The organism is Thiomicrorhabdus arctica DSM 13458 (assembly GCF_000381085.1).
In the GTDB taxonomy this organism is placed as follows: Bacteria; Pseudomonadota; Gammaproteobacteria; order Thiomicrospirales; family Thiomicrospiraceae; genus Thiomicrorhabdus; species Thiomicrorhabdus arctica.
The window spans coordinates 1,705,223-1,717,983 of sequence record NZ_KB905899.1 but is presented as its reverse complement, the minus strand read 5'-3'; the positions used below and the strand labels follow the sequence as shown (position 1 = coordinate 1,717,983).

Here is a 12,761-nt window from a genome sequence, read left to right as displayed (position 1 = left end):
CCTATTCATTATTAGAAGTTAATGGCGTTGGTTAATTACTGAGAAGATGACTTGGTTTCGGACAAATAAAAAAACCACCAGGCCTGGTGGTTTTTCAAAACATAAATAGTAGATTAGGGTAAACGAGACTTTGTAGTGTATTGCAGCGCTTCCGGTCCTTCCTGGTCTATAATCATTTCTAAACCTAATTTATCAAAGAACCAATGTGGTAAGTGATCACTTTGTATCTCTTTATGGTCAGGCTCGCCAAATCGTTTGCTAATGGCTCGATCAGTTAAGTGGTTTCTTGGGACCAAGGTCAAACTGGTGATACTTTTAGAGAGTAACTTCTCAATTTCTGAGTTATAAAGTTCAACTTCACGCGTTCCTGACGTGTTGGTGGTAATTGTCTTACCCATTGCATAGGCCGCATTCAATTCTTGTTGCGTAATCTCTAATTTGACCGCTAATGCCGCTTTAATGGATCCGATGTACATAACTGGGAAGTAGGCCTCTAAAGATTTGTTACTTTCATCTTTATCAGAAAATATTTTAATCTCGACATCTTTCCCGTACAGCGCCATAGCATCCGCAAGACTTGACTCATGAATTGTTAACCCTAAGGCATGCAACTTTCCAGATTCATCGAACTGAGCATTCCAAGGTAGGTGCGAACGATCAATCGCTTGACGATCTGGTTGAAAGAGCAAAATTACAAGGAGTCCAAGGATAGAACCGCCCAGCACCAGCCAGAACATAGGTAATGATTTTTTTTTATCGATTTGTTTGGAAGTCATAGCTTTGAATCAATCCATTTTTTTGGTATTAGAATGCTGAACTTCGTCACTGCCGATCCCCAGTGCTTCATTGGAATTGACATCGCGCGGAACCCATTTTTCAATAGCTGGATCCATAATCCCTCTGCCGGCATCATAGATCGAAATGCCCGTTTGGGTAAAGGTGATTAAGACGGCTATGAATATGACAACCGCTGCGAAATATAAAGTAATGATTTTACCCAGGTTGGTTTGACTGTTATCCGTCGAAAAATCATTCATGGAAAAACCACCCGGAAAAATTTGGTTAATAACCCAATAGAGGGCCACCATGGCTAGAGCGATTGCATAACTGAAAAGTAAGATGCGGCCACGTCTCCAGGCAAGCGTCCAATGTGCAGACACAAACCAAGAAGATTGGACACTCGCACTGTTTTTACGATGATAAAGGTAAAATATAACGAGGCTAGAAATGAAAGGGATCAGTAATAAAGCAAGAGTATCTCCAATTTCGAGCACAATCATTGAGATAAAAAGATGAGTGAAAATGATGTTAATATTAAAGATATGGTGTGGAGTTTTCGCCGCACGAATCTCCTGATCGGTGACTTTATACTGCATAGTCTCTCTCAATTTAGTTTTAAGTGTAAGAAGGCGATTAATGATGGCCTTAAAAACACGGATATTATGTTACGTAATGTCGAAGCATATTATAGGTTAATGATATGCAACAATATTAGCAGAACTTCGCTTTAAGGTGCTGAGAATTGGAAAAAATTAATTTTATTAGTGACAGTTAAGCCAGTCGATGAACCCATCGGCGGGCATTGGTTTTCCGAATTTAAAGCCTTGGAAAATATCGCAATGTTTATCTTGGAAAAAATCAACTTGATCATCCAGTTCAATCCCCTCTGCAACGACCTCCAAGTGTAAACTTTTGGCCATAGCCAATATAGTACGAGCAATGGCTTGGCCCTCTTGGTTATCTAAATTAAGGACAAATGAACGGTCAATTTTAATGGTATCAATCGGGAACCGATGTAAATAAGCTAAAGATGAGTAACCCGTTCCAAAATCATCAATGGAAAGAGAAATTCCCAGTGATTTAAGACCGTTGAGGATGTTTATATTAGTTTCAGCATCACTCATGGCTAAGCTTTCAGTGATTTCCAAATCAATAAATCGAGCCGGTAGATTCGATTGACTAATAACCGATTGAACATCTTCCATTAGGTTTGACTGGGTGAACTGACGACCTGAAAGGTTGATACCGATACGCATTTGTGAAAAACCCATCTGATGCCAAATTTCAGCTTGTTGAATCGCGACTTGTAAAACATGGCGTCCAATCTCGAGAATGAGTCCCGTACTCTCAGCCATTGGTATGAATACGACAGGTGAAATAATACCTAATTTAGGGTGCCGCCAACGAACAAGCGCCTCAGCACCGGTAGGTTGTAAGGTTTTAGCATCGACTTGCGGCTGGTAATAGACTTCGATTTGATTGCGTTTCACGGCTCGGCGTAAATCATTCTCTAATGAAAGTAGGTCTTGTGCTTGTGCATTCATATCTTCGTGATAGAACACAAACTGATTTCCCCCTCGAGATTTGGCGGTCGCTCGAGCAATGTTGGCACGTGTCAATAAGGCCTCAGCTGAGTTGGCATCATCAGGGAAAACGGATACACCCACACTATAGCTGATAAATTGTTCACCATTAATGAGCATAAAAGGGGCATTCAAGTCATTCCTGATCCGGTTGACTAATAATTTCAGTTCGTTTAAGTCTTGGAGTTGTCTTATCAAGATGGCGAATTCATCACTGCCTAAACGGGCGACGCAATCATTCTCACGGGTAATGCGATTGAGTCTTTGAGCTAATGAGAGTAATAAAAGGTCACCTTGTTCTTGGCCTAAGTTGGCATTAACCTCTTTAAAACGATCTATATCAAAAATGAGTACAGCACTTAAGGTTTTTGTTTTTTTGTGTGCGACAAAATCATTGAGCGATTTGCTGAAAGCATTGCGGTTAGGGAGTCCAGTCAAGCCATCATGCTTTCCCTGGTAATGTACTAAAGTTTCGGCCTTGTGTAACCGACTAATATCCTGCGCTGAACCCGCTATTTTGTAAACCTGTCCACTTTCTTGGTACGTTACCTCTCCTAAAAATTCAATATGATTCAAATTGCCATCTGGTTTTAGGACACGGACGCTAACGGCCAGATGAGATTGCCCCTGATGGGCTTCAGAAATGGCCTGTTGGATAATAGGCTTATCTTTAGGCAGTACGTTACTGAAAAGTTGTTCTAAAGAAATCCCCCCCTGTTTTGGAATGCCAAACTGTGAAAATACCGACTGCGAGCCAGAAACTTCATTGCGGCTAGCATCCCACTCCCAATAGCCTAGTTTTGCAATTTTTTGTGCAAACATAAGTTGAGATTGATTAACTCGCAAACGTTCTTGATCATCTGCAGTGCGCAATGCAAATTTAATCCGCTGGGTGAGTAGCTCCCAGTTAACGGGTTTGGTAATAAAATCAGTCGCACCCGCCTCAAACGCTTGATCAATGGCGAGCACATCCTGCTTTGGTGTCAGCGTTAAAATAGGGGTCGTTCGTCCGCTTTCAAAGTTGCGAATTGTTTTTGTCGCTAAGAAACCGTTCATGACAGGCATTTGACTGTCGATTAAAACCAAGTTGGGTCTACTCTCAATGAAACGCGTAAAACCATCGTTGCCATTAGTAGCCTCTATAACTTGATAGCCTAGATCATGCAATGTATTAGAGGCACTTTGACGCGTAGATTCATGGTCCACAATAATGAGAATGAGGTAGCTATTTGTTGGACGATTGGACATAGTTTAATCTAGGGCTACTTAATTAGGTTATCGGTGAGTTTGGTTCTAGTTTATAGGCTAACCACTTAAAATAAAATAGGATTTTAGTTATTGTTGGAAAATATCGATGTTAGGTTTCTAACCAGAAGGTCACCGGGCCATCATTCGTCAATGTTACTTGCATATCGGCTCCAAATTTTCCTGTTTCAATTAGGGGCGATGCGCTAGTCATTTCATCCACAAACTCATCGAATAACATCGTTGCTATTTTGGGTTCGGCACTGCCCGAGAAACTAGGACGTAATCCTTTTTGAGTGTCTGCAGCTAACGTAAATTGTGGGATGAGCAAGAAACGACCTTCAACTTGTTGGATATTCAGATTCATTTTGTCATCTTTATCCGCGAATAATCGATAATGTAATAGTTTATTCACCATTTTATGAATATTTTGGGAATGATCATTAGGTTGAAAGGCCGTTAAAACGAGCATACCTAATCCAATTTGACCAACCGTATTTTGATCGATTACGACCTTGGCTTGCGTAACGCGCTGAATCAGACAGATCATAATGTATTTAACTCTGTGGCAAATTGATCTGTCGCTTTGACTAGAGCGGTTGCATTTTCGGATTCCATAGCAGAATGCCCTGCATGACTGCAGATAATGAGCTTTGATTGTGGGAGTTCATCATGTAAGTCAAATGCTTGATTGATGGGGCAAACCATATCATAACGGCCGTGAATAATAATGGCTGGAATATGGCTAATGGCTTGGCTGTTATTGAGAATTTGATTCTCCTCAATAAAAGCCTGGTGATAAAAATAATGACACTCTATTCTTGCCATTGCTAAAGCATGGAATGGTTGACTGAAATGATGCACGGTTTTTGGGTCAGTCACTAAATTTGAAGTTCTGCCTTCCCAGGCGGACCAGGCTTCAGCAGCACGCATTCTTTCAATTTCATTCTCACTTGTCAGCAGCTGATGGTAAGCCTCTATCATATTTGAACGATTTTCAGTCACTACAGGTGCAGTAAAGTCCCTCCAATACTCTGGATAAAAGCGATTTGCCCCTGATTGATAGAACCAGTTTATATCCTGCTCACGGCAGAGAAAAATTCCGCGAAGAATCAATCCAAATACTCTTTCGGGATAAGCCTGCGCATAAAGCAAAGCAAGGGTCGAGCCCCACGAGCCTCCAAACAGTAACCACTTATCGATTTGTAAATAGCGACGTATCTTGTCCAAGTCTTCAATGAGGTGGGCTGTGGTGTTGTTCGTCAGGCACGCATGGGGTCTCGATTGTCCACAGCCGCGTTGATCAAACAAGATAATACGGTAGGTTTGAGGATCAAAAAATTGTCGGTGAATAGGACTATAACTTGCACCGGGTCCGCCATGTATAAAGACCACAGGGATGCCATTGGGGTTGCCACACTCTTCGATATGGAGGCAGTGCGTATTATCTACTTGCAAGCTGTGTTGAACGAATGGTTCAATCTGAGGATAGAGGATGGATTGTAAAGGCATGGTCTACTTCCAAGGTTGTTTGTCAATTAGTGTACCTGAAAATGGATTTTAGAAACAAACGGCTACGCAAAAAAAAACCGGCACTATTAAAATAGTACCGGCTTATGATAAGAAACCAGCGCCTGATCAGGGCGCTAGAGAGCTCTTATTTTATTTTTTTGAACGAGAAGCTTGCTTACGTCCAGCTTCTGTTAACACCTTTTTACGGATACGAACGCTTTCAGGGGTTACTTCAACTAATTCATCATCATCGATGAATTCAAGTGCTTGCTCAAGTGAGAAACGAATTGGTGGAACCAATGTTAACGCTTCATCTGTACCTGAAGCACGCATGTTTGTTAGCTGCTTACCTTTAATCGGGTTAACCGTTAAGTCGTTTGCACGGCTGTGAAGACCGATAACCATACCTTCATAAACGTCTTCCGCATGACCGATATATAGGCGACCACGATCTTGCAGGTTGAATAGACCAAATGCAGCTGCTTTACCTTGTGCAATCGAGATTAATACTCCGTTAGTACGGTCACCTAAAGTACCTTTAAACTTAGGGCCGTAATGAGAGAAGCTAGAGAACAATAAACCATTACCTTGCGTCGCGGTCATGAATTCTGTACGGAAACCAATCAATCCACGTGAAGGGATGATAAAGTCAATACGGACACGACCATGACCATCAGGAATCATGTCTTTCATTTCGGCTTTACGCATTCCTAGTTTTTCCATAACAGTCCCTTGAGACTCTTCTGGAACATCAACGGTTAGGCTTTCATAAGGTTCCTGGGTTTCGCCATCAATTTCACGGAAAATAACTTCCGGACGAGAGATACCCATCTCAAAACCTTCACGACGCATGGTTTCAATCAAGACAGAAAGATGAAGTTCACCACGACCTGACACACGGAACTTGTTCGCATCTTCAGTCTCTTCAACACGTAATGCAACGTTGGTAATTAATTCTTTGTCCAAACGCTCACGAATCTGACGAGATGTTAACAGCTTACCTTCTTGACCAACGAAAGGTGAGTTGTTTACCTGGAACGTCATGCTCACAGTAGGTTCATCAATCGTTAAAGCTGGTAATGGCTCTGGGTGAGCAGGATCACAAATTGTTTCAGAAATCATAAGAGGGTCAAAACCACAAAAGGCAATGATGTCACCGGCGTGTGCTTCATCAATGCTGATGCGCTCAAGGCCGTGATAACCGAAGATTTCAGCAAACTTACCGTTACGAATATTTCCTTTATTATCAACGATACGTACTGACATACCCGTTTGAACAGAACCACGTTTAATACGTCCCGTTCCGATAACACCTTTATAGGTATCATAATCAAGAGAGATAACCTGTACCTGGAAAGGACCACCAAGGTCAACGTCAGGTGGAGATACCTTATCAACGATCGTCTGGAAGATAGGCTCCATATCGCCTTCACGAACCGTTTCTTCAAAACCAGAGAAACCGTTTAGACCCGATGCATAGATAACGTTGAAGTCCATCTGCTCATCCGTCGCACCTAAGCGATCGAAAAGATCGAAAGTCTGGTCAAGTACCCAGTCAGGTCGTGCGCCAGGACGGTCGATTTTATTGATAACAACAATCGGCTTTAAACCTTGTGCAAGTGCTTTTTCAGTGACGAAACGCGTTTGTGGCATAGGCCCTTCAACCGCGTCAACCAATAGCAATACAGAGTCAACCATAGAAAGAATACGTTCTACTTCACCACCAAAGTCAGCGTGACCCGGAGTATCTACGATGTTGATACGGTAGTCATTCCACTTAACCGCAGTGTTTTTAGAAAGGATCGTTATTCCGCGCTCTTTCTCAAGATCGTTAGAATCCATTAATCGCTCACCAGTATCCTTACGTATATCCAACGTTCCTGATTGCTTTAATAGTTGGTCTACCAGGGTTGTTTTTCCGTGGTCAACGTGGGCAATAATAGCGATATTGCGAATATGTTGAGTTGTCATTAATGGCTCTCTATTTTACGAATGGTTTCTTACACTTAGCGAATCCCTATAAAATCTTCTGGAATTAGTCGTGCGCTAAGGAATTGAAAAAGAAGGTATTATAATGAAATACTCAAGAATTGATAGTGTAATCAGTGCTTTTATTGTGGATAACCCAAATACGCATGCACTAAAGTAAAATGAAACAGTCTAAGTAGGTGTATTGACTGAGTTAATTACCATTATGTTGTCGGTTTTCAGCCAATAAATAGAGCGTTTATGGGTTAATCTTGGTTGTGGTGGGTTCGTTCCAGGGTTTTATTGTGAGCATTATAGGTCTGTAGTACGCCATAGGCCATCGTGCCGAGGAGCAATCCTATCAAGGTGAAGATAGCCCCGACTTTTCCTTCGCCCAACATCGCAGGAACGGTTCCTGGACAGGAAGCCGTCATTGCCCAACCAACTCCAAACAAGAATGCCCCCGTTATCAAACCCTCTTGATATTTTTTCTTCACAAAATCCACTTCAACCCCTGTGGAGATCGCACGTACTTTGTATTTCTTTAAAAGTGAGATTCCGATAATGGCGACAACAATTGAAGTGCCAATCACTTTTACCAGTTGCAAGTCGATCAATAAAAACATTTTAGCGTGGTAATCATAAGTGGTCGCACCGGCATGACTCATCAAAAAACCAAATAACGCACCTAATAATATGCCTGAGATATTCGTTCGATAGCTGTAATAATAATGTTGAATCGTGAACTTCATCTTTTGCAGGCGCGATAGATTGGGACTGTTTTCTTCAGTTTTGTGATTAAGATCGATCTCGGGCGTTGGCATTTTAAGCGTCCTTTTAATGGTTTATGGTGATTGAACATCAGAATGCTGAATTCTTTGTATGCCAGTCCTATATGTCAAATAACAGATGGGTTGTAATGAAGGCACTCATAAAGAATATGGCCGCTGCGAATAAACTGGTTGGGTTTAGCATCGCGCCTCCAACGAGTGCGTGACCGGTTGTGCAAGCACCAGCAAGTCGCGCTCCAAAACCAAGTAGTATGCCCCCAAATATGAGCCAAATCGCTTTAGCGACTATGCTTTGTGGCAAAATTGCGTCATACATCCCCATATCAAAACTTAAATGCCAAAGCTCGGTGGAGCTTAGAGAGCTTAAAAAACCGCCCAGAGGTATGCCGATAAGAAACCAAAGCTTTACACTGTATTTATTTTTGTACTCACCTTCATGATAGTAGCTGAGTTTGCGGCTCATTATTCCACAGACATTACCGTAACCTGTGGAGCAACCAGCGGGTTTACCAATTAGCCAAAAGTGTAATACTACAAAAAGGCCAATTGCGAGACCTGCTAACCACCCTGACCAGACGAATATTTCCATAAGTATTTCCTTATAAATCAATGTTTTATACATTCATCGTGTGCTTTTAATTGATTAGAGTCAACGAAGAAGATTTATGGGGCGAATAAGTATATTTTATTACGTAGGTTGTGCTAGAGGTGTTGAGGCATTATAGTTAAATGGCCGCTGGGGATTTTTGCTTTTAATAATTCATGTTTAACAAAGACTTAGTCTTCATTTAGGATCTGTCTTTTGGTCACGTCAGAGTGCTCAAAGCTGACCATTAAAGACCTGAGAGAAAAATAATCGAGAAAAGATTCAAAGGGTTTCAAGGGCGGTGCAAGAGAATGTGATTAAGGGGGTAAGAAGGAGAAGGTGCTATAGGATCGATAAAAGCAAAAAATCCTAAGTGACCTTAGGCTTTTTTGCTTAGTAAACTCATGGTGGTTTATTGTGAGAAATCTTCTGGATCGTAACCCAGGTTGGGCGCTAACCACATCTCGGTTTTTTCAATACTCCAACCACGACGCTCGGCATAGTCCTCAACTTGATCTCGACCAATAGAGCCTACGCCAAAATAACGCGATTCTGGATGTGCAAAATAGGTCCCTGAAACCGCCGCCGTCGGAAACATGGCAAAGCTTTCCGTAATCTGTAAGCCAATGGCTTCATCTGGTTTGAGCAGTTCCCATAAAGTACCTTTCTCGGTGTGGTCTGGGCAGGCGGGATAACCCGCCGCCGGGCGAATGCCTTGGTAGCGTTCTTTGATTAAATCTTCATTGCCCAGTGCTTCATCTGCGGCATACCCCCACTCTCCTGTGCGGACAATTTCATGTAAGGTTTCTGCAAACGCTTCTGCAAAACGATCCGCTAAGGCTTTAAGCATAATGGAGTCATAATCATTAAGGTCCGCTTCAAAGCGTTCAATATGTTCATCAATCCCAATGCCTGCGGTGACGGCAAAGAAACCGATGTAATCCTTTATGCCAGTCGCCACTCCTTCGAGTTCTTTAGGGGCAATAAAATCTGATAGACAGTTATTAGCACCCCCGCGTTTTTTCTCAGCCTGTTGACGAAGATGATGAAAGCGGTGAATGACTTCAGTGCGTGATTCGTCAGCATAAACTTCAATATCGTCACCCACGCGGTTGGCTGGGTAGAAACCGTAGACCGCTTTCGCCGTTAGCCATTTTTCAGCGATGATTTGTTTCACCATCGCCTGCGCATCAGCAAATACTTTCTTGGCCTCTTCACCAACCACTTTGTCATCCAAAATGCGTGGGTAAAGACCATGTAGTTCCCATGACTGGAAGAAGGGGGACCAATCAAACTTTTCAAGTAGGGTTTCTAGTGGAAAGTCCTCCAGAACTCTACGGCCTATAAAACTCGGCTTAACCGGAACATAATTTGACCACGCCTGGTTTTCAATAGAAGGATTTTCACGGGCTTTGGTGATCGAGATACGTTTAACCTGCTTGGCACGGGCTTTACGTTCTTCACGAACCGTTTCATATTCAGCGCGAATTTTAGCGGCATAGTCGGCTTTCAATTCATTTGAAATCAAGCTTTGCGTTACACCCACCGCGCGCGAGGCGTCTTTGACATAAACAACGGGGCAGTCGTATTGCGGTTCAATTTTGACGGCTGTGTGAGCTTTGGAAGTGGTTGCCCCGCCAATGAGTAGAGGTAAATTCATACCTCGTTCTTTCATCAGTTTGGCAACATTGACCATCTCTTCAAGTGAAGGCGTGATTAAGCCTGATAGACCAATGACATTGGCATTTTCGGCGATGGCGGTATCCAATATTTTTTCGGCCGGTACCATAACGCCTAAATCGATGACATCAAAGTTATTACACTGCAGAACGACACCAACGATGTTTTTACCGATGTCATGGACATCGCCTTTAACAGTTGCCATGACGATTTTTCCGCGCGCCTGGCCAGTGCTTTTTGCAGCCGCCAGGAAAGGGTCAAGGTAGGCCACCGCACGTTTCATGACGCGCGCGGATTTAACCACTTGTGGTAAGAACATTTTTCCGGCACCGAACAGATCGCCGACTACATTCATGCCATCCATAAGTGGACCTTCAATCACATTAATCGGTGCGCCGAGTTCTAAGCGCGCTTCTTCAGTATCTTCTACGATAAAGTCCGTTACGCCACGCACTAAAGCATGTTCAATACGTTTTGCGACAGGTGCTTCACGCCAAGATAGGTCAGCCTCTTTACTGGCCGTGGTGCCATCACCCAAAAAGGTGGCGGCGATATCCAGTAAACGTTCGCCCGCTTCTGGATCGGTATTGTGAATAACGTCTTCAACAGCTTGGCGTAGTTTTTCTGGTAGGTCATCATAAATGGCCATCTGTCCGGCATTTACAATCCCCATATCCATACCTTCTTTGATGGCGTGATAGAGGAAAACTGAGTGGATTGCTTCACGCACAGGGTTATTGCCACGGAAAGAGAAGGAAACGTTTGAGACGCCGCCCGAAATTTTGGCATGCGGTAAGTTGGCTTTAATCCAGGTCACGGCATGAATGAAATCTAAGCCGTAATTATTATGCTCTTCAATCCCCGTCGCCACGGCAAAGATATTGGGATCGAAAATAATGTCTTGCGGTAAAAAGCCTACTTTTTGGGTTAATACATCATAAGAGCGCTGACAGATTTCAATCTTTCGCGCTAAGGTATCTGCCTGGCCATCTTCATCAAAGGCCATTATGATCGCTGCTGCACCATATTTTTTGACCAGTTTCGCATGGTAAATAAAGGCTTCTTCGCCCTCTTTTAACGAGATCGAATTAACGATACCTTTACCTTGAATACATTTCAAACCGGCTTCAATGACTTCCCATTTAGAGGAGTCAATCATAATAGGCACGCGAGAGGCTTCCGGTTCAGAGGCCAGTAAATTCAAGAAACGACTCATACACGCCTTGGCATCCAACATGCCTTCATCCATATTGACGTCGATGATTTGTGCGCCTTCTTGAACTTGTTTAATGGCAATATCAATAGCTTCTTCATAGTTATCTTCTATGATTAAACGCTTGAATTTAGCTGAGCCAGTGACGTTGTTGCGTTCACCGACATTGACGAACAGAGAGGTTTCATCTATGTTTAAAGGTTCTAAACCTGATAAACGACAGGCAGGTTTAATCTCCGGCAGTGGACGGCGCGGATGCTTTAAAGCGGCTTCGGCCATTGCCTGGACATGTGCAGGCGTCGTGCCGCAGCAGCCACCGATGATATTGATCCAACCGCGCCTTGCCCAGATAGAGATCTCTTCCGCCATCTCTTCAGGCGTTTCATCATATTCACCAAATTCGTTCGGCAGACCTGCATTGGGGTGAATCGAGACATAGGTTTCGCAAACGCGACTCAGCTCCTCTACATAAGGACGCAATTCTTGCGGCCCTAAGGCACAGTTCAAACCGACCGAAAGCGGTTCAGCATGGGCGACGGCATTATAGAAACCTTCCGTCGTTTGGCCAGAAAGAGTACGACCTGAGGCATCTGTTATCGTGCCAGACAGCATAATGGGCACTTCATAACCGACTTCATCTTCGACTTCCTTTACAGCAAATATGGCCGCTTTGGCATTCAAAGTATCGAAAACGGTTTCAATCAGAATGGTGTCTACACCGCCTTCAAGGAGTGCATGAGTCGCTTGTTTAAAGGCTATGACAAGTTCATCAAATGAGGTGTTGCGATAACCTGGGTCATTGACGTCAGGTGAGATAGACGCAGTCCGGTTAGTCGGCCCTAAAACCCCGGTCACAAAACGCGGTTTACCATCTTCAGCTTCTGCAATATCGCAGGCTTGACGAGCCACCAAGGCGGCTTGCAAATTAATGTCAGCGACGTAATCTTGCATGTCATAATCGGCTTGCGCAATGGTGGTGGCATTGAATGAATTGGTCTCAAGAATGTCCACGCCGTTGCGTAGAAACGCCAAATGAATGTCACGGATAATTTCTGGTTGTGTGATAACCAGGATATCGTTGTTGCCTTTGATGTCCATGTGATAGTCGGCAAAACGCTCGCCACGGAACTCTTCTTCCGAAAGCTGTTTATCTTGCACCATCGTTCCCATGGCGCCATCAAGCACCAAAACACGCTCTTTTAGTAAGGATTTTAAGGTGGTCAGGCGTTGTGCACGTAATGTCATTGGTATTTCATCGTTTTGATTTATGAGCTTGCTATTTTAACCGAATGTGCCTAAAAAATGTTAAAGAAAACGATTGTTACCTGGGGTAAAAAGTAGCGTAAAGCGGTTGAAAAATATGAAAGAAGGTCGTTGTTTTGTTTTGAATGTTGAAAGGAAAG

The 12,761-nt window shown here is 43.2% G+C and carries 9 protein-coding genes; all 9 read right to left on the bottom strand.

Features of this window, described 5'->3' with window-relative positions:
• Positions 1-113: 113 nt before the first annotated feature.
• Positions 114-776 (bottom strand): hypothetical protein, encoded by a 663-nt coding sequence (locus tag F612_RS0107990; RefSeq protein WP_019557242.1) that lies wholly within the window; start codon positions 774-776, stop codon positions 114-116.
• A gap of 9 nt (positions 777-785) precedes the next feature.
• Positions 786-1,376, bottom strand: coding sequence for a hypothetical protein (locus F612_RS0107985; RefSeq protein WP_019557241.1), 591 nt, complete (start codon positions 1,374-1,376; stop codon positions 786-788).
• A gap of 165 nt (positions 1,377-1,541) precedes the next feature.
• Positions 1,542-3,611: a two-component system response regulator gene (locus F612_RS0107980; RefSeq protein ID WP_019557240.1), complete on the bottom strand. Its 2,070-nt coding sequence runs from the start codon at positions 3,609-3,611 to the stop codon at positions 1,542-1,544.
• 109 nt (positions 3,612-3,720) lie between these two features.
• Positions 3,721-4,158 carry a D-aminoacyl-tRNA deacylase gene (dtd, locus tag F612_RS0107975; protein ID WP_019557239.1) on the bottom strand — a complete coding sequence of 146 codons (438 nt, stop codon included), beginning with the start codon at positions 4,156-4,158 and terminating at the stop codon, positions 3,721-3,723.
• Positions 4,155-5,120 carry a prolyl aminopeptidase gene (gene pip / locus F612_RS0107970; protein ID WP_019557238.1) on the bottom strand — a complete coding sequence of 322 codons (966 nt, stop codon included), beginning with the start codon at positions 5,118-5,120 and terminating at the stop codon, positions 4,155-4,157. Before pip ends, dtd begins: the two co-directional genes overlap by 4 nt.
• A 150-nt stretch (positions 5,121-5,270) precedes the next feature.
• The gene (gene typA, locus F612_RS0107965; protein ID WP_019557237.1) at positions 5,271-7,091 is read right to left on the bottom strand and encodes a translational GTPase TypA; all 1,821 of its coding nucleotides are present in this window, start codon (positions 7,089-7,091) and stop codon (positions 5,271-5,273) included.
• Positions 7,092-7,354: 263 nt separating this feature from the next.
• Positions 7,355-7,912, bottom strand: coding sequence for a DUF6691 family protein (locus F612_RS0107960; RefSeq protein ID WP_019557236.1), 558 nt, complete (start codon positions 7,910-7,912; stop codon positions 7,355-7,357).
• Between the two features lie 67 nt (positions 7,913-7,979).
• Positions 7,980-8,468: a YeeE/YedE family protein gene (locus tag F612_RS0107955; protein ID WP_019557235.1), complete on the bottom strand. Its 489-nt coding sequence runs from the start codon at positions 8,466-8,468 to the stop codon at positions 7,980-7,982.
• 409 nt (positions 8,469-8,877) lie between these two features.
• The gene (metH, locus tag F612_RS0107950; RefSeq protein WP_019557234.1) at positions 8,878-12,603 is read right to left on the bottom strand and encodes a methionine synthase; all 3,726 of its coding nucleotides are present in this window, start codon (positions 12,601-12,603) and stop codon (positions 8,878-8,880) included.
• Between the last annotated feature and the right edge of the window lie 158 nt (positions 12,604-12,761).